This window comes from Streptomyces sp. ME19-01-6 (assembly GCF_033793745.1).
In the GTDB taxonomy this organism is placed as follows: domain Bacteria; phylum Actinomycetota; class Actinomycetes; order Streptomycetales; family Streptomycetaceae; genus Streptomyces.
Window position 1 is genome coordinate 77080 of the sequence record NZ_JARAXF010000031.1, and the last position, 20780, is coordinate 97859.

23 protein-coding genes are annotated in these 20780 nt (G+C 73.2%); 13 read left to right on the forward strand and 10 right to left on the reverse strand.

Features of this window, described 5'->3' with window-relative positions; translation table 11 throughout:
• Positions 1-99: 99 nt before the first annotated feature.
• From bioB to bioD, 3 genes are all read left to right on the forward strand, one after another.
• Complete coding sequence (gene bioB / locus PV419_RS41810; protein ID WP_319698035.1) at positions 100-1389, forward strand: biotin synthase BioB; 1290 nt, start codon at positions 100-102, stop codon at positions 1387-1389.
• A complete protein-coding gene (locus PV419_RS41815) occupies positions 1382-2716 on the forward strand; it encodes an adenosylmethionine--8-amino-7-oxononanoate transaminase (protein ID WP_319698036.1) in 1335 nt (444 codons plus the stop codon). Before bioB ends, PV419_RS41815 begins: the two co-directional genes overlap by 8 nt.
• Before the next feature lie 105 nt (positions 2717-2821).
• Positions 2822-3535 (forward strand): dethiobiotin synthase, encoded by a 714-nt coding sequence (bioD, locus tag PV419_RS41820; protein ID WP_319698038.1) that lies wholly within the window; start codon positions 2822-2824, stop codon positions 3533-3535.
• Between the two features lie 66 nt (positions 3536-3601).
• Here bioD and PV419_RS41825 read toward each other — a convergent pair whose 3' ends face one another.
• The 3 genes from PV419_RS41825 to PV419_RS41835 form a co-directional block, all read right to left on the reverse strand.
• Positions 3602-6751, reverse strand: a complete 3150-nt coding sequence (locus PV419_RS41825) for a glycoside hydrolase family 3 protein (protein ID WP_319698039.1) — start codon at positions 6749-6751, stop codon at positions 3602-3604.
• Positions 6752-6938: 187 nt separating this feature from the next.
• The gene (locus PV419_RS41830) at positions 6939-7310 is read right to left on the reverse strand and encodes a fic family toxin-antitoxin system, toxin component (protein WP_319698041.1); all 372 of its coding nucleotides are present in this window, start codon (positions 7308-7310) and stop codon (positions 6939-6941) included.
• Positions 7307-7534 carry an antitoxin gene (locus PV419_RS41835; protein WP_319698042.1) on the reverse strand — a complete coding sequence of 76 codons (228 nt, stop codon included), beginning with the start codon at positions 7532-7534 and terminating at the stop codon, positions 7307-7309. The genes PV419_RS41830 and PV419_RS41835 overlap by 4 nt, the downstream gene beginning before the upstream one ends.
• Before the next feature lie 108 nt (positions 7535-7642).
• On the opposite strand from PV419_RS41835, the gene PV419_RS41840 reads away from it, so the two are divergent.
• The 3 genes from PV419_RS41840 to PV419_RS41850 all read left to right on the forward strand — a co-directional run bounded on the left by PV419_RS41840 (position 7643) and on the right by PV419_RS41850 (position 10536).
• On the forward strand, positions 7643-8074 hold the full coding sequence (locus PV419_RS41840; protein ID WP_319698043.1) for a GNAT family N-acetyltransferase: 432 nt from the start codon (positions 7643-7645) through the stop codon (positions 8072-8074).
• A 105-nt stretch (positions 8075-8179) separates the two neighbouring features.
• Positions 8180-9535 carry a hemolysin family protein gene (locus tag PV419_RS41845; protein ID WP_319698044.1) on the forward strand — a complete coding sequence of 452 codons (1356 nt, stop codon included), beginning with the start codon at positions 8180-8182 and terminating at the stop codon, positions 9533-9535.
• Positions 9532-10536 carry a hemolysin family protein gene (locus tag PV419_RS41850; protein ID WP_319698045.1) on the forward strand — a complete coding sequence of 335 codons (1005 nt, stop codon included), beginning with the start codon at positions 9532-9534 and terminating at the stop codon, positions 10534-10536. Before PV419_RS41845 ends, PV419_RS41850 begins: the two co-directional genes overlap by 4 nt.
• A 25-nt stretch (positions 10537-10561) precedes the next feature.
• Here the strand turns inward: PV419_RS41850 and PV419_RS41855 are convergent, their stop codons facing one another.
• Both PV419_RS41855 and PV419_RS41860 read right to left on the reverse strand, forming a co-directional pair.
• Positions 10562-10783 carry a hypothetical protein gene (locus PV419_RS41855; RefSeq protein WP_014181418.1) on the reverse strand — a complete coding sequence of 74 codons (222 nt, stop codon included), beginning with the start codon at positions 10781-10783 and terminating at the stop codon, positions 10562-10564.
• Between the two features lie 132 nt (positions 10784-10915).
• Positions 10916-11119 carry a hypothetical protein gene (locus tag PV419_RS41860; protein WP_319698047.1) on the reverse strand — a complete coding sequence of 68 codons (204 nt, stop codon included), beginning with the start codon at positions 11117-11119 and terminating at the stop codon, positions 10916-10918.
• Between the two features lie 61 nt (positions 11120-11180).
• Between PV419_RS41860 and PV419_RS41865 the strand changes: the two genes are divergently transcribed.
• From PV419_RS41865 to mug, 3 genes are all read left to right on the forward strand, one after another.
• On the forward strand, positions 11181-11951 hold the full coding sequence (locus PV419_RS41865) for an SGNH/GDSL hydrolase family protein (RefSeq protein ID WP_319698048.1): 771 nt from the start codon (positions 11181-11183) through the stop codon (positions 11949-11951).
• 94 nt (positions 11952-12045) lie between these two features.
• Entirely contained in the window at positions 12046-13479 is a 1434-nt protein-coding gene (gene purB / locus PV419_RS41870; RefSeq protein ID WP_319698050.1) for an adenylosuccinate lyase, read from the forward strand.
• A 19-nt stretch (positions 13480-13498) separates the two neighbouring features.
• Positions 13499-14050, forward strand: a complete 552-nt coding sequence (gene mug, locus PV419_RS41875; RefSeq protein ID WP_319698052.1) for a G/U mismatch-specific DNA glycosylase — start codon at positions 13499-13501, stop codon at positions 14048-14050.
• Between the two features lie 68 nt (positions 14051-14118).
• Here the strand turns inward: mug and PV419_RS41880 are convergent, their stop codons facing one another.
• From PV419_RS41880 to PV419_RS41890, 3 genes are all read right to left on the reverse strand, one after another.
• The gene (locus PV419_RS41880; protein ID WP_319698054.1) at positions 14119-14559 is read right to left on the reverse strand and encodes a hypothetical protein; all 441 of its coding nucleotides are present in this window, start codon (positions 14557-14559) and stop codon (positions 14119-14121) included.
• 72 nt (positions 14560-14631) lie between these two features.
• Positions 14632-15354 carry an ABC transporter permease subunit gene (locus tag PV419_RS41885; protein ID WP_319698055.1) on the reverse strand — a complete coding sequence of 241 codons (723 nt, stop codon included), beginning with the start codon at positions 15352-15354 and terminating at the stop codon, positions 14632-14634.
• Between the two features lie 6 nt (positions 15355-15360).
• Entirely contained in the window at positions 15361-16326 is a 966-nt protein-coding gene (locus PV419_RS41890) for an ABC transporter ATP-binding protein (RefSeq protein WP_319698056.1), read from the reverse strand.
• Positions 16327-16426: 100 nt separating this feature from the next.
• Between PV419_RS41890 and PV419_RS41895 the strand changes: the two genes are divergently transcribed.
• The 3 genes from PV419_RS41895 (at position 16427) to PV419_RS41905 (ending at position 19753) form a co-directional block, all read left to right on the forward strand.
• The gene (locus tag PV419_RS41895; protein WP_319698058.1) at positions 16427-17737 is read left to right on the forward strand and encodes a sensor histidine kinase; all 1311 of its coding nucleotides are present in this window, start codon (positions 16427-16429) and stop codon (positions 17735-17737) included.
• A 58-nt stretch (positions 17738-17795) separates the two neighbouring features.
• Positions 17796-18449 (forward strand): response regulator transcription factor, encoded by a 654-nt coding sequence (locus PV419_RS41900; RefSeq protein ID WP_319698060.1) that lies wholly within the window; start codon positions 17796-17798, stop codon positions 18447-18449.
• A gap of 68 nt (positions 18450-18517) precedes the next feature.
• Entirely contained in the window at positions 18518-19753 is a 1236-nt protein-coding gene (locus PV419_RS41905) for an ROK family protein (protein ID WP_319698062.1), read from the forward strand.
• 5 nt (positions 19754-19758) lie between these two features.
• On the opposite strand, the gene PV419_RS41910 is transcribed toward PV419_RS41905, so the two are convergent.
• Positions 19759-20007 (reverse strand): hypothetical protein, encoded by a 249-nt coding sequence (locus tag PV419_RS41910; protein ID WP_319698064.1) that lies wholly within the window; start codon positions 20005-20007, stop codon positions 19759-19761.
• A 49-nt stretch (positions 20008-20056) separates the two neighbouring features.
• On the opposite strand from PV419_RS41910, the gene PV419_RS41915 reads away from it, so the two are divergent.
• Complete coding sequence (locus PV419_RS41915; RefSeq protein WP_319698066.1) at positions 20057-20254, forward strand: hypothetical protein; 198 nt, start codon at positions 20057-20059, stop codon at positions 20252-20254.
• Between the two features lie 29 nt (positions 20255-20283).
• Here the strand turns inward: PV419_RS41915 and PV419_RS41920 are convergent, their stop codons facing one another.
• Entirely contained in the window at positions 20284-20637 is a 354-nt protein-coding gene (locus PV419_RS41920; RefSeq protein ID WP_319698068.1) for a twin-arginine translocation signal domain-containing protein, read from the reverse strand.
• Between the last annotated feature and the right edge of the window lie 143 nt (positions 20638-20780).

The following is a 20780-nucleotide window of genomic DNA, read 5'->3' on the forward strand; positions in this document are numbered from 1 at the left end:
CATGCATGGGCAGGGTGTGGCAATACACACACCTGGAACGAGTGGTGTTGTGCGGTCCCTCCTTTGCCCCGGACCCTGGGGCAGGGCAGGATCGGCGCCATGGAGCTGCTGAAGACGCTGGTGGACAAGGGGCTGCGGCGCGAGCTGCCGACCCGAGAAGAGGCCCTCGCCGTACTGGCGACCGCCGACGACGACGTGCTCGACGTGGTGGCCGCGGCGGGTAAGGTGCGCCGCGCCTGGTTCGGGCGGCGGGTGAAGCTCAACTATCTGGTCAACCTCAAGTCCGGGCTGTGCCCCGAGGACTGCTCGTACTGCTCACAGCGGCTCGGTTCGCGCGCCGACATCCTCAAATACACCTGGCTGAAGCCCGAGGAGGCCGCCGCCGCCGCGGGCGCGGGGGTCGCCGGGGGCGCCAAGCGGGTCTGCCTGGTCGCCAGCGGGCGCGGGCCGACGGACCGGGACGTGGAGCGGGTCTCCCGGACCATCGAGGCGATCAAGGAACAGAACGAGGGCGTCGAGGTGTGCGCCTGTCTCGGCCTGCTCTCCGACGGTCAGGCGACGCGGCTGCGGGACGCGGGCGCCGACGCGTACAACCACAACCTCAACACCTCGGAGGCCGCCTACGGGGAGATCACGACCACCCACACCTACGCCGACCGGGTGACGACCGTCAGGCAGGCCCAGGGGGCGGGCATGTCCGCCTGCTCCGGGCTGATCGCGGGCATGGGCGAGACGGACGAGGACCTCGTCGACGTGGTCTTCGCGCTCCGGGATCTGAACCCGGACTCGGTGCCGGTGAACTTCCTCATCCCCATCGAGGGCACTCCGCTCGCGAAGGAGTGGACGCTCACCCCGCAGCGCTGCCTGCGCATCCTGGCGATGGTGCGGTTCGTCTGCCCGGATGTGGAAGTACGGCTCGCCGGCGGCCGCGAGATCCATCTGCGCTCGCTCCAGCCGCTCGCCCTCCACCTGGCCAACTCGATCTTCCTGGGCGACTATCTGACCACCGAGGGCCAGGCCGGCAAGGACGACCTCGCGATGATCGCCGACGCCGGCTTCGAGGTGGAGGGCGCGGAGGAGACGACGCTGCCCGCGCACCGGGCCGACGCGCTCGCGGCGGCCCGGGCGGGCTGCGGTTCGCACAGCGGTTCGCTGGGGGAGGCGGTGGGCACGGGCTGCGGCTCGGCGGGGGGAGGCTGCGCGCCGTGCGGCGAGGCGGAGCCCGCGGCGGGGGCGGCTGCGGGAGCCGGTGCCGGGGCGGGAGCCGAGCCCGCGCCCGCTGCCGTACCGGCCGCCGCACCCGCCGGCCCGCCGGCCGCAGACGCTCGCACCGACCTGGTCGCCGTGCGCCGCCGTGGCGTGGGCACGGACCTGCCGCCCAATGCCTGAGCCGCAGTCGACGCCCGGCAAACCGCTGGCACCCGGCGAGTTGCTGGCCCTCGACCGGCGGCACGTCTGGCATCCGTACGGACCGATACCCGGCCGCCAGGACCCGCTGATCGTGGAGTCCGCCGCCGGGGTCAGGCTGCGCCTGGCCGAACCGGCGGAAGGCCGACGGGAGTTGGTCGACGGGATGTCGTCGTGGTGGTCCGCCGTCCACGGCTACAACCACCCGGCGCTCAACGACGCGGCGCGCGGCCAACTGGACCGGATGAGCCATGTGATGTTCGGCGGGCTCACCCACGAGCCCGCCGTACGGCTGGCCGCCCGCCTCGTGGAGATCACGCCCGAGCCGCTCGAACACGTCTTCCTCGCCGACTCCGGTTCGGTCTCGGTCGAGGTCGCGGTCAAGATGTGCCTGCAGTACTGGCGCTCGCTGGGCCGCCCCGACAAGCGGCGGCTGCTCACCTGGCGCGGTGGCTACCACGGCGACACCTGGCAGCCGATGGCGGTGTGCGACCCGGACGGCGGCATGCACCACCTGTGGTCGGGCCTGCTGCCCCGTCAGGTCTTCGCCGACGCGCCCCCGCCCGGCTTCGACGCCTCGCCGGACCCCGCGTACGAGGCGCATCTGCGCGACCTGGTCGCCCGCCACGCCCACGAGCTGGCCGCGGTGATCGTCGAACCGGTGGTGCAGGGCGCGGGCGGGATGCGCTTCCACTCCCCCGGCCTGCTGCGGGTGTTGCGCGAGGCCTGCGACGAGCACGACGTCCTGCTGGTCTTCGACGAGATCGCCACCGGCTTCGGCCGCACGGGCGAACTCTTCGCGGCCGGACACGCGGGCGTCAGCCCGGATGTGATGTGCCTGGGCAAGGCGCTCACCGGCGGCTATCTGACGCTCGCCGCCACCCTGTGCACACCCCGCGTGGCGGACGGCATCTCGCGCGGCGAACTGCCGGTGCTCGCCCACGGCCCGACCTTCATGGGCAACCCCCTGGCGACCGCCGTCGCGCTCGCCTCGATCGACCTGCTGCTCGGCCACGACTGGCGACAGGAGATCAAACGCATCGAGGGGGGGCTGCGGGACGGTCTGGCCGCCACGGCCGAACTGCCCGGCGTACGCGACGTCCGGGTGCTCGGCGCCATCGGCGTCGTCCAGCTCGACCACGCCCTCGACGAGGCAGGCATGGCGGCGGCGACCCGCGCGGCGGTACGGGAGGGCGTATGGCTGCGGCCGTTCCGCGACCTGCTGTACACGATGCCGCCGTACATCACGGGCGACGACGACGTGGCCCGCATCTGCGCGGCCCTGCACGCGGCGGCCCGCGCGGGGTGACACGGGACGGCGGCGCCGACCCGGACACCGGAGGCCAGGGGCCTCGGCGGGGAGACAACCGCCCGCGACGGCCCGCACACGCACGACACCGAAAGGCGCAACCGGATGCCCGTACTCGTCATCACCGGCACTGGCACAGAGATCGGCAAGACCGTCACCACCGCCGCCATCGCCGCCACCGCGCTGGCCGCCGGCCGGTCCGTAGCGGTGCTCAAGCCCGCGCAGACCGGGGTCCGGGCCGACGAGCCGGGGGACGCCGCGGAGGTGGCGCGGCTGGCGGGGGCGGTCACGCAGGCGGAACTCGCCCGTTACCCGGAGCCGTTGGCCCCGGCCACCGCCGCCCGCCGGGCCGGCCGCGCCCCGGTGCGCCCGCATGAGGTGGCCGAGGCGGCGGAGAAGCTGGCCGCCGAGCACGACCTGGTGCTCGTGGAGGGCGCGGGCGGCCTGCTGGTGCGCTTTGACGAGGAGGGCGGAACGCTCGCGGACGCGGCCCGGCTGCTGGGCGCGCCCGTGCTGGTTGTCGTACAGGCGGGCCTGGGGACGCTCAATACGACCACCCTGACGGCGGAGGCGCTGAGCGCCCGGGGTCTGGACTGCCCCGGCGTCGTCATCGGCAGCTGGCCCACGGCCCCGGATCTCGCGGACCGCTGCAACCTCGCGGATCTGCCGGAGGCGGCGGGCGCTCCCCTGCTGGGCGCCCTCCCCCACGGCGCGGCGGCCCTCCCGCCCGCCGACTTCCGCGCCGCGGCGTCCGGCTGGCTGGCCCCCGAGCTCGACGGGACCTGGAGCGCGGAGCGGTTCGCCGCGGCGCGGGGCTGACTGTGCGGGCCGTACGGCGGGGCACACGCGATCATCGCGTGCGCCCCGCCGAGTCAGCGCGCAGCCTCACCCCGCGGCACGGTACGCCGCCATCAGCTTCCCCAGCGCCCCCACCACGTCCCCGCCGAGCAGCAGATGGTCCGCCTCGGCGAAGGGTTTCGCCACCGCCGGGGTGATCTTCTGGCCGACCCGGTCCTGGACCAGGAGCCGCGCGGCCGTCGCGATCGCACGCCCCTCCGCGGAGCCCGCCCCGCCGGTCTTCCGGGCGGCCTTCGCCTCGGCGGTCAGCTCCTCGAGGCGCTTCGCGCCATCCCCGCCGGGCGCGCGGGCCGCCGTCGTCAGCCCCCACCCGTACGGGTATCGCGGGTCGTACGCCGCGTCGCCCACGTTGATCGGCAGCTGCGCCTCGGACCTGGGCCAGGTCACCGGCAGCTGCCCGGTGAAGGCCCGCTTGCCGTAGAGGACGTCCGCGACGCCGTCGCCCTCCGTGCCGGGCAGCCAGGACGCGACGAGCGCGTCGATGTCCCCGAGCCGGTCGCCGACGAGCTGCGGACGCCCGGAGACGATCAGCACCGCGCACTTCATGGCGCCGCACACCCGGTCGACCGCGGCCTGGTCGGTGTCGGACAGCCGCAGGTCATGGCCGTTGCCGACGTCTCCCACCCCCTCGGCGTACGGGGTCTCGCCGACGACCACGACACCGACGTCGTATCCGTCCGTCGGGGCGGAGGCGTCCTTGGAGTAGGTGATGGCGGGGCCCCCGGTCCCCCCAGTCGGCGCATGCGCCTTCCGCATGCCCTCCAGGATCGTGGTGCCCTCGGTGTTCCGGCCGGAGGAACCCTGCCAGGTGATGGTCCAGCCGCCGGTCTGGTTGCCGAGGTCGTCGGCGTTGGACCCGGCGACGTACACCTTCTGGGAGGGCTTCAGGGGCAGCACCCCGCCGTCGTTCTTCAGCAGCACCTGTGATTTCGCGGCCGCCTCGCGGGCGACGGCGCGATGGGCCGCCGAGCCGATCCGGTCGAGGTGGGGGGTGTTCGCGTACGGCCTCTCGAAAAGGCCGAGCCGGAACTTGGCCGTCAGGATGCGGGAGACCGCGTCGTCGATCCGGGCCCGGCTGATCCGGCCGGCCTTCACCTCGTCGACGAGCGTGGTGTGGAAGCCCGCGTACGCCGTGGGCACCATGATCATGTCCACCCCGGCGTTCACCGAGGTGCGGACGTCGCTGGGATAGTCGCCGGGGATCTGGTCGATGGCCTGCCAATCGCTGACGACGAAGCCCTCGAAGCCCATCCGGTCCTTCAGCACGCCGTTGATCATCGCTCCGTCGGCGTGCATCTTGAGCGGCGCCTGCCCGTCGCCGACGATGTCGAGCGAGGAGTACGAGGGCATCACGGTGCCCACCCCGCGGTCCACGGCTTCCCGGAACGGCGCGAGGTGGACCTTCTCCAGCTCCTCGCGGGTGACCTTGGTGACGCCCTGGTCGATGGTGTAGCTGCCGGTGGTCGAGGACCCGAACCCGGTGCCGCCGTCGCCGACGAAGTGCTTCGCGGTGGTCAGCACCTTGTCGGAACGGTCCAGGTCCTTGCCCGAGGGTGAGCCCTGCATGCCCTTGATGACCGTTTCCATGGCCGTGACCAGCGCCGGGTCCTCGCCGAAGGACTCGTACGCCCGTCCCCACCGCTCGTCGCGCGACACGCACAGGCAGGGCGCGAAGTCCCAGGGAACGCCGGTGGCGCGCACCTCGGAGGCCGTCACCGCGCCGGTCTTCTCGGCCAGCTGTGGGTCGCGGGTCGCGCCGAGGCCGATGTTGTGCGGCGTGACCGTCGCCCCGACGACATTGTTGTGGCCGTGGACCGCGTCCACTCCGTACACCAGCGGGATCTGGAAGCGGGTGGCCTGGGCGCGCAGCTGGAAGGCGTCCACCATCCGCGCCCAGGCCTCGGGCGTGTTGGGGGTGGGCACCGAGCCGCCGCCGGACAGCAGGGAGCCGAGGCCGTAGCCGGCGATGTCGCCCGGCGAGGTGAGCGCGTTGCGCTCGGCCTGGGTCATCTGCCCGGCCTTCTCCTCGAGCGACATCCGGGAGAGCAGGTCCTTGACCCGGCGCTGCACGGGCAGCTTGGGGTCGAGGTACGGCAGCCCGTGCGCGTCGATCACGACCCGTGGCGTCTCGGCCGGGGCCTTGGCGCCGGACACGGTGAGCCGCAGCGGGATCGCCTCGGCCGGTTCGGCGCCGCCGCCCTTCACGGTGACGACCTCGACGGTGCGGGAGGTGCCGGAGGCGGTCCCGGCCGGGAAGGTCACGCTGCCCTCGACCGGCCGGTAGTCCTCGCCGGAGGTGGCGGTGGCGCCGTCCGCGTCGGTGGCGTAGTCGACGGTGACGGGTTCGTCGATCGGCACCGAGCCGGTGGTGGCGACGGAGATCCTGATCCGGGCGGTCGCGCCCTCCTTGACCGGGTGGACGGCGGCGTCCGTGATCACCTGCGCCTTGAGCGACCCGTCGGCCTTTCCGTACAGCTCGACCCCGTCGAGCGCGAACCGGCCCTTCTGCCCGGCCGGGAGGGTGACCGCGTACCCCCAGGTCTCGGTGAGCCCCAGGACCTGGTCGATGCCGCCGACCGGCTGGTAGTCGGTGCGGTACCGGAAGTCGGAGAAGGGGATCTCGACGCGGTGCCAGCCCTGCCAGTCGTCGGTGAAGGAGGTGGTCCACAGCTCGGAGGCCTCGCCGTTGGCCCCGCCGTCCTTGATCTCGAAGTTGATCCGCTTGCCCGAGCCGGGTGGCAGGGGCGCGGTGTTTCGGCCGTACCACCAGAAGCGGATGCCCTTGGCGGCGGACCAGTCGTGGGCGGGCCGGTCGAAGGCGAAGTCGTGGGAGAAGCCGCCCCAGCCGCTGATGTCGTACGAGCCTTCCAGCACCTTGGCCCCCTCGGGGGCGTCGGCGCGCTCCACGAGCTTCAGGGCGGGCTGGTCGTCGGCGTCGCTGCCCCAGGTGAAGATTCCCTCGGCGGGCGGCGAGGCGAAGGGCACCTCGCCCTCGAAGCGGTCCACGGGGACGGGCGGCGGCTCGTCGGCCGCGGCCGCGGCCCCTCCCGTGAGCGGCAGTAAGGCGGCGACGACCGCCCCGGCGATGAGCGACGCCGCGCTGGATCCGAACCTTCCGTGCTGTCTGCGCTGTCTGCGCTGTCTTCGCCTGGCGCGCTGTTCTCGCTGACGTGGCATCGCGGCTCCTTCGGATGAGCGGGCGGCGCGTGAGTCAACCGGCCCACCGGGGTGCCGTCAAGACGTGACGCCACGATCGGCCCCCGTTCGGCCTAAACCGACGCCCGGAGGGGCTTTTTCTTTCGGAGAGCGAATGGAGGATGCAGAGATCAAGCACGTGATGGAGCGGCGGGGACACGGCGCCCCCTCATTCGCTCCAGCTGCGCAGCTCGGCGGCGATGGTGTGGACGTCGGCGGTGCCGTCCTTGACCAGGCGGGCCAGATCACGGACGCGCTCGGGGGTGGTGGCGATCCTCAGCCCGCTGGCGATGAGATAGGCGTACGCGACGGCCGAGGCGAACAGCGCGTTCGACCGCTCCAGGGCGGGCACCAGCAGGAGCAGCTGCAGCAGCGCGGCGGCCCGGGTCTGCGGGTCGGAGTAGACGGGGGTGCCGAATATCTCGGCTTCATGTCTGCTGACGGCGGCGACCAGCGCGCCGTAGTCGGTGACCTGGGGGTCTCCGGGGGTACTGCGCTCCGCGACCATCAATAGCCAGGCGAGGTCGATCCGCACATTCAAGAGCGCGCCTCGCCCTCCTTGCCGAACTCCTCGTCGAAGACGGACCGGTACTGCTTCATGAAGTCGGCGGCGGCCTCCACGAAGGTATGGCCCACCTCTCCGGCGTCCTTGCGCACGAGCTCTTCGATGTAGCGGTTCATGCTCATGCCCCGCTGCAGGGCGCGCTCCCGCGCCACTTCCGCGGTGGTCTCGTCGACCCGGACGTTCAGCTGTGTCTTCGCCACGGCCCTACGCTAGCGCCTATCCGCTAGCACCGGCAAGCCAGGTCTCACATCGCGGGATGGAGGGCAATTCGATCGACGCCCCGCGCCCGGCGGTGATGGGATCCCGCCATGAGCGATCTCCTGATACGGGCCGCGGCCCCCGCTGACCTCGACGCCGTGCTGGCCTTCTGGAAGGAAGCGGCCGAGGGCACCAGCATCAGCGACGACCGGGACGGCGTGGCCCGCCTGCTCGACCGCGACCCCGAGTCGCTGCTGCTGGCCGAGCGGGGCGGCGGGCTCGCCGGGACCGTGATCGCGGGCTTCGACGGCTGGCGCTGCCATCTCTACCGACTCGCCGTGCACCCCGCCCACCGGCGGCGAGGCGTGGGGACCGCCCTGCTCCAGGCGGCCGAGGAGCGGTTCGCCGCGCTCGGCGGGCGGCGCGGTGACGCGATGGTGCTGGACCACAACGCACTGGCCCACCACGCGTGGCGCGCGGCGGGTTACGCCCCGCAGCCGGAGTGGAGCCGCTGGGTCAAGCCGCTGGATCCCGCCCACTAGCCGACAGCGCGTCTAGCCCTTCTTCGCGTCGTCGCCGAGAACTCGTCCGTCGGGCGACATCGCGCTCCTCCCGTCCCTGCTGGACCATGGGACAGGGGTGAACCGATGACCGAAGTGCTCCTCCTGGCCGTGGCGCTCCTGCTGGCCCTCGCCTGCGGCGGGTTCGTCGCGGCGGAGTTCTCCCTGACCACCGTCGAGCGCAGCGAGCTCGAACGGGCGGCCGAGCGCGGGGAGCGGGGCGCGGCCAGCGCGCTGAAGGGCGTGCGCAGCCTGACCTTCCAGCTCTCCGGCGCTCAGCTCGGCATCACCGTCACCAATCTGGTGGTCGGCATGCTCGCCGAACCGTCCGTCGCCGCGCTGCTGGCCGGCCCGCTCGAGGCGATGGGCGTACCGAGCTCCGCCGTCCGATCGGTCGCGCTGGTGATCGGCACAGCGCTGTCGACGATCGTGCTGATGGTCGTCGGTGAGCTGGTCCCGAAGAACTGGGCCATCTCGCGCCCGCTGCCCGTCGCCCGGGCCGTCGCCACCCCGCAGCGCGCCTTCACCACCCTCTTCCGTCCGTTCATCGCCCACCTCAACAACACCGCCAACCGCACGGTGCGCCGGATGGGCCTGGAGCCCGCCGAGGAGCTGGCTTCGGCGCGCAGCCCGCAGGAGCTGGTCGCGCTGGCCCGGCACTCCGCCCGGGAGGGCGCCCTGGAGGCGGAAACCGCCGAGCTGTTCGTACGGACCCTGAACCTGCGGGAGCTGACCGCGGAGAACGTGATGACCCCGCGTGTGCAGGTCATCGCCCTGGACGTACGGGCCACCGCCGAGGACGTCGCCAACGCCACCCGCGCCACGGGCCTGTCCCGCTTCCCCGTCCACCGCGGCAGCCTGGACGCGGTCGTCGGCACCGCCCACATCAAGGACGTGCTGGCCGTCACCGCCGAGGAGCGGCTTCGCCACCCGGTGTCGGAGCTGATGCGCGAGCCGCTGGTCGTCCCGGCGTCGCTCACCGTGGACCGGGTGCTCGACCGGCTCTCGGGGGAGCGCAGCATGGCCGTGGTCATCGACGAGTACGGCGGTACGGCCGGGGTCGTCACCCTGGAGGACATCGTCGAGGAGGTCGTCGGCGAGGTCCGTGACGAGCACGATCCGCACGAGAAGCCCGATCTGGCCCCGGTCGGCGCGGACGCGGAGGGCCGGACGCTGTACGACGCGGACGGCGCGACCCGCGTCGACCAGCTGGAGGCGTTCGGCATGCCGGTGCCGCACGGCCCGTACGAGACGCTGGCCGGGCTGGTGGCCACCGAGCTCGGCCGGATCCCGGTGCGGGGCGACACCCTGGAGGTGGCGGGCTGGGGCATCGAGGTGGCCGACGACACCGGCCACCGGGCCGCGCGGGTACGGTTGCGGGCCACGCTGCCGTACGCGGGCGAGGCCGGGCGCGGCGGCGACGGCGAGGGGGCTTCCCGATGACCCTGCTCCAGCTGCTGATCGGCCTGCTGACGCTGGTCGTCAACGCCTTTTTCGTCGGCGCCGAATTCGCCCTCATCTCGGTGCGGCGCAGCCAGATAGAGCCGCGCGCCGAGCAGGGCGACCGGCGGGCCCACGCCGTGCTGTGGGGGCTGGAGCACGTCTCCGCGCTGCTCGCCGCGGCCCAACTGGGCATCACCCTGTGCACGCTGGTGCTGGGCGCCGTCGCTGAGCCGGCCATCGCGCATCTGCTGGAGCCGCTCTTCCACGCGGTGCGGCTGCCCCTCGGGCTGGTCCACCCAGTCGCGTTCGTGATCGCGCTGACCGCGGCGACCTATCTGCACATGCTGTTCGGCGAGATGGTGCCCAAGAACGTGGCACTGGCCGAGCCGGTGCGCACGGCGCTGGTGCTGGGCCCGCCGCTGGTCGCCCTGACGCGCGGCCTGCGCCCCGTGATCTTCGCCGTCAACGCCTTCGCGAACGCCCTGCTGAAGCTGATGCGTGTGGAGCCCAAGGGCGAGGTGTCGGCGACCTTCTCCGACGACGAACTGGTCCGGGTGGTCGTGGACTCCAGCGAGGCCGGGCTGCTGGACGACCGGGCCAGCGAGCGGCTGCGGGACGCCCTCGAGCTGGGCCGCCGCCGGGTGCGCGACGTCGTGCTGCCCCTGGTGCGGGTGGTCTCCGCCCGGCTCGGGGTGACCCCCGAGGAGTTGGAGCGGCTGGCGGCCGCCTCCGGCTTCTCACGCTTCCCGGTGGTCGACGACTCCGGGCGCATCCTGGGCTATCTGCACGTCAAGGACGCGCTGGACGCGCACCCCCGCGACCTGCCGTTCCGCCTGGATCAGCTGCGCCCGATCGCCCGGGTGCGGTCCCAGACGGCGCTGGACGACGTGCTGACCGCGATGCGCGACAGCCGGACCCACCTCGCCGCCGTCATCGGCCCGGACGGACGCCTGGAGGGCCTGGTCACCATGGAGGACGTACTGCGCGAGCTGGTCGCCTGACGCGGCGGTCGGGGCGGCCCGCCCGTCACTCGTCCCGCCGTGACTCGTGCGCGATGATGCACGCCTGCCAGTGGGCGAGCGCCTCGGCCTTGCCCCCGCCCCCCTCCTCCGCCACGGCCAGCAGCGCGTCGGCGGCCATGGCCGCCAGCCGGACGGCCACCCTGCACACGTCCCGCCGCTCCAGCGGGTCCAGCAGGGCGACGGCCCCCTCCCCGTCGTCGGCGAGCGCGGCGGCCACGATGGCCATGGTCGTACGGTCGCATTCAAAGGCATCCACGCCGACCAGACTGCCCCGATGCGCCCCATCCGGAACCCGGCACGGGCCAACCGAGGGATCCGCCCGGCGCGCGGAGCGCGCGAGACAGGTTGCGCGCGCGCCTTAGGTGGGCCGGGTGCCGGACGGGTCATAGCGGAAAATCGTGTACTCGATGCGCCCGATGACCTTCGTCCTGGTGGTCCGCCGGTAGAGCTCGGGCGGCCGGAAGATGTTGTCGTCGTAGATGTCGGCGCCCGGCTCCAGGTTCCAAGTGGCGGTCGTGCCGTTGCGCGCCCCGCCCTCGAAGTAGATGTTGGTCATCCCCATGCGGCTCATCATGCGCGTGCCCGGCGCCGCGCGCAGCCCGCGGGATAGGATCTCCCGCGCCATGCAGATGAACACTACCTACAGCAGCTTCGTCGCCATCGGCGACTCCTTCACCGAGGGCATGTCCGACGGACTGCCGGACGGCACCTACCGGGGCTGGGCCGATCTGCTCGCGGCGCGCCTCGCGGCCCGCACCCCCGGCTTCCGCTACGCCAACCTCGCCGTGCGCGGCAAGCTCATCCGGCAGATCGTCGACGAGCAGACGGACGCGGCGGCGGCGATGGGCGCGGACCTGGTGACCCTGGTCGGCGGGCTGAACGACGTACTGCGGCCCAAGTGCGACGTGGAGCGGGTCTGCGGGCTGCTGGAGGAGGCCGTGGAGCGGCTGGCACCCAGCTGCAAACAGCTGGTGCTGATGCGCAGCCCGGGGCGGCGCGGACCGGTGCTGGTGCGGTTCCTGCCGCGGATGGAGCGGCTGTTCTCCTTCATCGACGAGCTGGCGGCGCGGCACGGCGCGATCGTCGTGGACCTCTTCACCTCCGAAGTGCTCGGCGACCCGCGGATGTGGGCGGATGACCGGCTGCATCCGAACTCCGAGGGGCACCGGCGAGTGGCCGAGGCCGTCTGGCAGGCGCTGGGACACGAGCCGGAGGCCGACTGGAACGCCCCGCTGCCGCCTGCCGTACAGCCCGGCTGGGCCGCCCGGCGCGCCTCGGACGCGCGCTTCGCCCGCGAGCACCTCGGGCCGTGGATCGGCCGGCGGCTGACGGGCCGGTCCACGGGAGACGGACGCCTGCCGAAGCGGGCCGAGCTGCTGCCGTACGAGGGCTGAGCCGCCGCCGTACGAGGTCTTGAGCCGCCGGCGTCCCGGGGGCGACCACGGCCACCGCGCTGGCCTGCGTATACGCCCAGTAGACTGTCTGCCCGTGACTGGTAAGCCGCGCATCCCGAACGTCCTGGCCGGCCGCTACGCCTCGGCGGAGCTGGCCGTCCTGTGGTCCCCCGAGTACAAGGTGACGCTGGAGCGGCGGCTGTGGCTCGCCGTGCTGCGCGCCCAGAAGGACCTCGGGATCGAGGTGCCGGACGCCGCCCTCGCCGACTACGAGCGGGTCCTGGAGACCGTCGACCTGGCCTCGATCGCCGAGCGCGAGAAGGTCACCCGGCACGACGTGAAGGCCCGGATCGAGGAGTTCAACGCGCTCGCCGGGCATGAGCACGTCCACAAGGGCATGACCTCCCGCGATCTGACCGAGAACGTGGAGCAGCTGCAGATCCGGCTCTCCCTGGAGCTGGTCCAAGGCCGTACGGTCGCGACGCTGGCCCGGCTGGGGAAGCTGGCCGCCGAACACGCCGAGCTGGTCATGGCCGGGCGCTCGCACAACGTGGCGGCGCAGGCGACGACCCTCGGCAAGCGCTTCGCGACCGCGGCCGACGAGCTGCTGGTGGCCTACGGGCGACTGGAGGAGCTGCTGGCCCGGTACCCGCTGCGCGGCATCAAGGGCCCGGTCGGCACCGCCCAGGACATGCTGGACCTGCTGGGCGGCGACACGGCCAAGCTGGCCGAGCTGGAGCGGCGGATCGCCGGGCACCTGGGCTTCGGGCAGGCCTTCACCTCCGTCGGCCAGGTCTACCCGCGCTCGCTGGACTACGAGGTGGTCACCGCGCTGGTGCAGCTGGCCGCGGCCCCCTCCTCGCTCGCCAAGACGATCCGGCTGATGGCCGGGCACGAGCTGGTGACCGAGGGGTTCAAGCCCGGGCAGGTCGGCTCCTCCGCCATGCCGCACAAGATGAACACGCGCTCGTGCGAGCGCGTCAACGGCCTCGCGGTGATCCTGCGCGGCTATGCCTCGATGACCGGCGAGCTGGCGGGCGACCAGTGGAACGAGGGCGATGTGTCCTGCTCGGTGGTGCGCCGCGTCGCGCTGGCGGACGCCTTCTTCGCCTTCGACGGGCTGCTGGAGACGTTCCTCACGGTCCTCGACGAGTTCGGCGCCTTCCCCGCCGTCGTCGCCCGTGAGCTGGACCGCTACCTCCCCTTCCTCGCGACGACGAAGGTGCTGATGGGGGCGGTGCGGGCCGGGGTGGGCCGCGAGGTGGCACACGAGGCCATCAAGGAGCACGCGGTCGCGTCGGCGCTCGCGATGCGCGAGCAGGGCGCCGAGCGCAACGAACTGCTCGACAAGCTCGCCGCCGACGAGCGGATCCCGCTGGACCGCGGCCGGCTGGACGCGCTGATGGCCGACAAGCTGTCCTTCACGGGCGCGGCCGCCGACCAGGTCGCCGCGGTGGTCGCCCGGATCGAGGAGATCGCGGGGCGCCACCCGGAGGCGGCGGCGTACACCCCCGGGTCGATCCTGTGACCCGGCCGGGCACCCCGCGATGACCCCCGCCGAACTGGAAGCCGCCCGCGACCGCCTCGTGCCCGATGTGGTCGCGGACGGCCTCCGCGTACTCTTCTGCGGCATCAACCCCGGGCTGATGACCGCCGCGACGGGCCACCACTTCGCCCGCCCGGGCAACCGCTTCTGGCCCGTGCTGCACGCCTCGGGCTTCACCCCGCGCCGGCTCCAGCCGTCCGAACAGCATGAGCTGCCGGGCTACGGCCTGGGAATCACCAATGTGGTCGCCCGCGCCAGCGCGCGGGCCGACGAGCTGAGCGACGAGGAGTACCGCGAGGGCGGGCGGATCCTGGCGGAGAAGGTCGCCCGGCTGCGCCCGCGGTGGCTCGCCGTCGCCGGGGTGACGGCGTACCGGGTCGCCTTCGGTGACAAGCGGGCCCAGATCGGCCCGCAGGAACGCACCATCGGCACCACCCGGATATGGGCCCTGCCGAACCCCAGCGGGCTCAACGCCCACTGGACCCTGGCCACGATGGCCGAGGAGTTCGGCCGGCTGCGCGACGCCGCGTACAGCGACGCCGACGGCTCATGACCGACCAGCGACTGACGGCTGACGGCTGACGGCTGACGGCTGACGGCTGACGGCTGACGGCTGACGGCTCAGCGCACGCTGTCCTCCCCTATCGCCGCGACCAGTTGCAGGGGCAGCTCGCGGTCCCCCTGTCCTATCCCGAGCCCTATCCAGCGCCCGTCGGTCCGCCAGCCGTACACCCGCCCCACGTAGCCGCACAGCGACCGCAGCGGCTCCGGCACCGGCTCGCCCATGGCCTGGCGCTCCAAGTGGTCGACGAGGTCGAGGACTTCGGGCTCGCCCCAGCGTAAGGACAGCACCTGGACCAGCGCCCCCAGCTCCGCCTCGAACTCCTCCTCGACCTCGATCAGGCGCTCCAGATCCGCGTCCCAGAAGTCCTCGCTGACCCGGAGGTCGGCGACATGGAAGCCGGGGCCGCTCTCCACGGCCCCGACGACGCCCCGCCGGTCGGGGAAGTCCCGGTCGCGCAGCAAATCGATGGTCGCCAGATGGTCCGCCGTGCTGGTCATGACCTCATTAAACAAGCGAGGTCCGACAGTCGAAGGGCGACAACCAGGCGGCGCCGGGCAGTTGGCCGCCCGTCAGGTGTCCCGGCGCTCGATCGCCAGCCGCCCGCAGAACACCGCCACCGCCGTGTACAGCGCCAGCACCCCGAGCCCCGTCCACGCGCCCAGCGGGCCTTCGGGCGTGGCATGCAGCACCTGCTGACCGGCCTGGTCGGGGAGGAACCGGGTGGCGGACGTGGTGCCGAACACCGGAGAGAGGAAGGAGAGAATGGGGATGACCACCGCCAGGGCACCGACCGGGCTGCGCAGCACGGCGGCGACGCCCGAGGCCAGCACCGTCAGCAGGGCGAGATAGATCCCGCAGCCGACCGCCGCGCGCAGCGCCCCCGGCGCGCCCGGGCCCACCCCTTCGTCACCGAGCAGCGCCTGGCCGCCGAGCAGCGACACGAACCCGGTGATCAGGCCGACGGCCAGGGCGCACAGGCCCACGACGGTCAGCTTGCACCCGTAGTACAGGCCGCGCCGGGGGACGGCGGCCAGCCAGACGCGGATGCCTCCGCTGGTGTATTCGTTCGCCACCGCGAGCACGCCGAAGCAGACGGCGGCGATCTGCCCGAAGGGCAGGCCGAAGAAGGAGTAGAAGACCGGATCGAAGTCGTTCTGCTTGCCGTCATAGGTCGCGCTCGCCGCCGCCGAGATGCCGGCCGTCGCCACCAGACCCCCGAGGAGGGCCATCAAAAGGGCTCGCAGGGTGCGGATCTTCATCCACTCGGAGTACAGCACCGCTTTGACCGACATATGTTCTCAAACCTCCTGCTTCTCGGTGTTTGCCGTCTTGTCCTCGGACGCGGATGCAGAAGCGGTGAATTCCGCCTCCTCGGCGGTGAGCCGCAGATACGCCTGTTCCAAGGAGGCCTTGTCGTCTGCCAGTTCGAGGACGGGGATGCCGTGGCGGGCGGCGAGCGTGCCGACCTCCTCCGGCGTGGCCCCGTCGACGGTCCAGTGCTCCGGCCCGTCCGGCTCCGCGGTCAGCCCCGCCCGGGTCAGCTCCGAACGCATCCGCTCCGGCTCGGTGGTGCGCACCCGCACCCGCGGTCGGCTGTGCTCCTGGATGAACGCCTCCATGGACATGTCGGCGAGCAGCTTGCCCCGGCCGAGCACGACGAGGTGATCGGCGGTCAGCGCGGTCTCGGCCATGAGATGGCTGGAGACCAGGACGGTGCGGCCCTCCCCGGCCAGCCGCTTCATGAGCGTACGGATCCAGATGATGCCCTCCGGGTCGAGCCCGTTGGCCGGTTCGTCGAGCATCAGCACGGGCGGATCGCCGAGCAGCGCCGCCGCGATGCCGAGCCGCTGCCGCATGCCGAGCGAGAACGTCCGGATGCGCCGCTTCGCGGCGGAGGCCAGTCCCGACTCCTCCAGCACGGCGTCGACCCGGCTCGCGGGGACGCGGTTGCTGAGCGCCAGGCACAACAGGTGGTCCCGGGCGGTGCGGGCGCCATGGGCGGCGCCCGCGTCCAGCAGCGCGCCGACGTGGCGCAGCGGCTCGTCGTACGCGCGGTACGGGCGGCCGCCGACGGTCGCGGTGCCGGAGTCCGGCCGGTCCAGGCCGAGCACGATCCGCATGGTGGTGGACTTGCCGGCGCCGTTGGGCCCGAGGAAACCGGTGACCCGGCCGGGCAGCACCCGGAAGGTCAACCCGTCCACGGCGCGCGTCGCCCCGTAGTCCTTGGTCAGCTCGTGTACGTCGATCGACGTCGCGGTGGTCATGGTCTCCACGCTCCCGGGCCGGGCCGCCCGTGGCTTCCCCCTCGCGCGGGGTCGTCCTCCCCCACGCGGGGGAGGGCGCGGGAGTGGGGCGCGGGGCACGATGGCCGACGTGTCAACGTCGCCCACCGCCCTCACGGCCCGTATCCCGCGCGCCGCACGGACCGCCCTCGCCCCGCTGACCCGGGCGGTCACCTACACCCGCTGGCTTCATCTGCTGATGGGAGCCGTGGTCGCGGCGGCGTGCGGCCTGGTCTATCCCGGGCTCTTCGACCTCCGCCCGGCCGACCTGCTGTGGCTGCCGGTGCTACCGGTGCTGCCGCTGGTCGCCGTCGCGATGGTGCCGGCCACCCGGCTGGCGGAAGGGCTGCAGGCACGCCTGCTGCTCACCCCTGGCGAGCACGCGCGCCACCAGCAGGGCCACCTCGCCCCGAGGATCGCGGCCGCGCCGTCCGCGTCCCGGGGCGACCGGGGGCGCACCGCGCTGTGGCTGGTCCTGCGGCTGGAGGCCGGCTGCCTGACGGCGCTGCTGAGCGTCCAGTTGCCCGCCCTGACGGGAGCGCTGATCACCGCCGTGTCGCATGGCACGCCCACGGTGGTCATGGGGGTACGGATCAGCGGCCACCACTGGTGGTACGCGCTGCTCGCCCCGCTCCCCCTGGCCGCCCTGATGGCCCTGGTCGTGGCCGCCGGGAGCCTGATGACGGCGGCCGCGACCCGCCTGCTCGGCCCGTCGGCCGCGGAGCGGCTGGCCGCGCTGGAGGAGCGTACGGAGCGGCTACTGGAACACAACCGGCTCGCCCGCGAGTTGCACGACTCCATCGGACACGCGCTCACGGTCGCCGTGGTCCAGGCGGGCGCGGCGCGCGCGGCGGGCTCGCGGGAGTTCACGGACCGCGCCCTGACCGCGATCGAGGAGACCGGCCGGCACGCGCTGGAGGACCTGGAGCGGGTGCTGCGGCTGCTGCGCGAGGACACCGCCCGAGGCCCGGCCGACCGCCCGGGCCTCACCGACGCCGAGCGCCTCCTGGAGTCGGCGCGGGCGGCGGGCTCGACGCTCGACGCGGAGGTGACCGGCCCGCTGGAGGAGCTGCCCGGCCCGGTGTCCCGCGAGGGCTACCGCATCCTGCAGGAGGCGCTGACGAATGTGCTGCGGCACGCGGGCCCGGTGCCGGTGGCCGTACGGGTCGCCGTCGCCGCGGACACGGGGGCACTGCGGCTGGACGTGCGCAACCCGCTGCCGGGCCACGAGCGTCCGGACGGGACGTTTGCCGGCCCCGGCCGCGGCACCGGCCTGCGCGGCATCCGCGAGCGGGCGGCGCTGCTGGGCGGCGAGGCGGAGGCGGGCCCGTACGAGGGCGAGTGGCGCCTGAGTGTGACCCTCCCGCCGGACCGCGGCCACGCGCGCAGGTGACCCGAGGGGGAGACGCCCGGCCGCACGCACACCGACAAGCGGGCACTAAGGTGATCATGTGTCGATCAGCGTCCTCCTCGTCGACGACGAGCAGTTGGTACGCGCCGGGTTGCGCGCGATCCTGGAGTCCCAGCCGGACATCCGGGTCACCGGCGAGGCCGCCGACGGTGCCTCGGTGGTGCCGTTGGTGCGGCAACTGCGTCCGGACGTGGTCGCGATGGACGTCCGGATGCCGCTGCTGGACGGCATCGAGGCGACCCGCGCCGTGCTGCGGGCGGTCCCCGACCCGCCCCGGATCCTGGTCGTGACGACCTTCGAGAACGACGAGTACGTCTATGAGGCGCTGCGCGCCGGCGCGGACGGCTTCCTGCTCAAGCGCGCCCGCCCCGCCGAGATCGTGCACGCGGTGCGCCTGGCGGCGGAGGGCGAGTCGCTGCTGTTCCCGGCGGCCGTACGGTCCTTCGCCGCGGCCCGCGGCGGCAACGAGCGCGCCCGCGAGGCGATGGAGCGGGCGGCGCTCACCGAACGCGAGGCGGAGGTGTTGCGGCTGATGGCCCGCGGCCTGTCGAACGCCGAGATCGCCGGCCATCTGGTCATCGGCGCCGAGACGGTCAAGACACACGTCAGCGCGGTGCTCGCGAAACTGGGCGCGCGGGACCGCACCCAGGCGGTGATCGCGGCGTACGAGTCGGGGTTCGTGGTGCCCGGCTGACGAGGCTCTCGCCGCGTCCCTGTCCAACGGCTACCATCCGGCAGACACGCACAGGAGAGGAGGCCCATGTGGGGCGGCTCACCGGCGGGGATCCGTCCCTGCTGCGGCGCATCAACTCCGCCGTCGTCCTGCACGCGCTGCGCGCGGCGACCGTCTCCCCCGACTTCCAGGACCACGGCGACGGCACGGACCCCGACCACGCCCCGGAACCCGTGCCCGGCTGCGCCACGCTCACCGACCTCACCCGGGTGACCGGCCTGTCCCGCCCCACCGTCGAGGGCGTGGTCGAGGGGCTGACCGCCGACGGCCTGGTCGTCGAGATGCCCGCCGAGGAGGGCGGCGTCCGCCGCCAGGGGCGCCCCGCCCGGCGCTTCCGCTTCCGGGCCGAGGCCGGCCATCTGCTCGGCGTCGAGATAGGCGCCCACCGCGTCGCCGCCCTGCTCTCGGACCTCGACGGCCGCCCGCTCGGCTCAACGGTGCGGGAGGTCTCCGAGAAGGCGTCGGCCGACGAGCGCCTGGAGCGGGTCCGTACCGCCGTGGCCGACCTGCTGCGCCGGTCCGGCGTGGCGCGCTACTCGCTACGGGCGGTGGGCGTCGGCAGCCCGGGCATCGTGGAGGCCGACGGCACCGTCCACCTGTGCACCGCCCTCCCCGGCTGGACCGGCCTGCGCCTCGGGGAGCGCCTGCGGCGCTCCTTCCGCTGCCCGGTGCTCGTCGAGAACGACGCCAACACCGCCGCGGTGGCCGAACACTGGAAAGGCGCGGCCGCCGGCTCCGACGACGTCGTCTATGTCGTGGCGGGCCTGAGCCCCGGCGCCGGCGCGCTGATCGGCGGCCGGCTCCACCGCGGCTTCGGCGGCGCCGCGGGCGAGATCGGCGCCCTCCACCTGCTGGGCCGCGAGGCCAGTCCGGAAGAGGTCCTGTCCACGACCGACGAACCGCTCAACCCCCTCGACGAGAACCAGGTGGCCCGCGTCTTCGCCCTCGCCCGCGCCGACGACACCCGCGCCCGCGCCGCCGTCGACCGCTTCATCCGCCGCCTCGTCCACGACGTGGCCGCGCTCGTCCTGGCCCTCGACCCCGAAGTCGTCGTGGTCGGCGGCTGGGCCACCGGCCTCGACGGCATCCTCGACCCCCTCCGCGACGAACTCGCCCGCTACTGCCTCCGCCCACCCCAGGTCGCCCAGTCCCTCCTCGGCGAGGCGGCCGTGGTGACCGGCGCGCTCCGGCTGGCCCTCGACCATGTGGAAGAGGAGCTCTTCGCCGTCGAGTCCACGGTCACCGCCCGCCGCGCGGGGCACTGACACGGCTAGGGTCGTGTCTCATGGGGACGGACATCGACGGCGCCATCGAGAGCCGCGCGTCGGACGGATGCTAGGAGGTCGAGTCCGACCTGCTGGACTTCGGGCTCGGCCGGGACTACGACGCGTGGGACTGTCTCTTCGGCGTCCGCGGCATGGGCGATGTCGAGCGCCCGCTCTTCGCCGACCGGGGGCTTCCGCCCGACGTCTCGGACCCGGTCCGGGAGACCGGCGTCGGCGACTACCAGCACAGCCATACCTACGCCACCTGGGCCGACATCGCCGCCGTCGACTGGGACGCGCGATGTGCTCCTCGCGCCGTCGGAGTGGCCGCCGGGCGGCGAAGTGCGCCTGGACGGCGCTGTGTACCGGCCGGTGGTCCTGACCGCGCGGATGTTCGCCCCTCCGGACGAGGGGCGCTGGGCCCCTGTCCGGCAGACGATGCGGGAGCTCGCCGCCCAGCACGGCGACGAAAACGTGCGTTTGGTCGTCTGGTTCGGCTGACCCCCATCATCGGCGATGCCGGGTTCGGATCAGTTGAGCGGGGCCGGGGCCGGGTTGTAGTAGAAGGTGGCGGGCCGCCAGCCGCGCGACTCCGCGAGCTCGTTCAGGTGGTTCGCGATCTCGAGAGCGGTGATGGCGTCGGCCTCGTTCGTGCTCTCGAAGCTGACGCTGAACCTGAGGCTCATCCGCGAGTCGTTGCCCTCACCGCCGCGGCCGCAATCCCCCCAGAACTCGCCGGTGGTCGGGACTTCGGCCGCCGCGGTGGTGGTGGTGGTGGTGGGCTCCGCCTCGTCCGCCTGAGCCGACCCGGCCGACGCCAGGACCGCCCCAGCCGCGGCCGTCCCCGAGTAGCCCAGCAGCGAACGTCTGGAAATCCTGGACATGTTCGATCTCCTCGTTGTCATGTGTGCGTCCCCCGAGATGACGGGTCGATCATATGGACGCATGGTGTTCGGCAGGGCAGAACGAGATCATCCGTTTCGCGGGCACGTCTCATCCGCGCGCGCTGAGCACGCGTGGCGGCCTT

Bases quoted from the DNA above. Each gene is read 5' to 3' on its own strand.
- bioB (WP_319698035.1), top strand. From the start codon at position 100: ATGGAGCTGCTGAAGACGCTGGTGGACAAGGGGCTGCGGCGCGAGCTG.
- PV419_RS41815 (WP_319698036.1), top strand. From the start codon at position 1,382: ATGCCTGAGCCGCAGTCGACGCCCGGCAAACCGCTGGCACCCGGCGAG.
- bioD (WP_319698038.1), top strand. From the start codon at position 2,822: ATGCCCGTACTCGTCATCACCGGCACTGGCACAGAGATCGGCAAGACC.
- PV419_RS41825 (WP_319698039.1), bottom strand. From the start codon at position 6,751: ATGCCACGTCAGCGAGAACAGCGCGCCAGGCGAAGACAGCGCAGACAG.
- PV419_RS41840 (WP_319698043.1), top strand. From the start codon at position 7,643: ATGAGCGATCTCCTGATACGGGCCGCGGCCCCCGCTGACCTCGACGCC.
- PV419_RS41845 (WP_319698044.1), top strand. From the start codon at position 8,180: ATGACCGAAGTGCTCCTCCTGGCCGTGGCGCTCCTGCTGGCCCTCGCC.
- PV419_RS41850 (WP_319698045.1), top strand. From the start codon at position 9,532: ATGACCCTGCTCCAGCTGCTGATCGGCCTGCTGACGCTGGTCGTCAAC.
- PV419_RS41855 (WP_014181418.1), bottom strand. From the start codon at position 10,783: ATGGCCATCGTGGCCGCCGCGCTCGCCGACGACGGGGAGGGGGCCGTC.
- PV419_RS41860 (WP_319698047.1), bottom strand. From the start codon at position 11,119: ATGGGGATGACCAACATCTACTTCGAGGGCGGGGCGCGCAACGGCACG.
- PV419_RS41865 (WP_319698048.1), top strand. From the start codon at position 11,181: ATGCAGATGAACACTACCTACAGCAGCTTCGTCGCCATCGGCGACTCC.
- mug (WP_319698052.1), top strand. From the start codon at position 13,499: ATGACCCCCGCCGAACTGGAAGCCGCCCGCGACCGCCTCGTGCCCGAT.
- PV419_RS41880 (WP_319698054.1), bottom strand. From the start codon at position 14,559: ATGACCAGCACGGCGGACCATCTGGCGACCATCGATTTGCTGCGCGAC.
- PV419_RS41885 (WP_319698055.1), bottom strand. From the start codon at position 15,354: ATGTCGGTCAAAGCGGTGCTGTACTCCGAGTGGATGAAGATCCGCACC.
- PV419_RS41890 (WP_319698056.1), bottom strand. From the start codon at position 16,326: ATGACCACCGCGACGTCGATCGACGTACACGAGCTGACCAAGGACTAC.
- PV419_RS41895 (WP_319698058.1), top strand. From the start codon at position 16,427: ATGGCCGACGTGTCAACGTCGCCCACCGCCCTCACGGCCCGTATCCCG.
- PV419_RS41910 (WP_319698064.1), bottom strand. From the start codon at position 20,007: ATGGCTGTGCTGGTAGTCGCCGACGCCGGTCTCCCGGACCGGGTCCGA.
- PV419_RS41920 (WP_319698068.1), bottom strand. From the start codon at position 20,637: ATGTCCAGGATTTCCAGACGTTCGCTGCTGGGCTACTCGGGGACGGCC.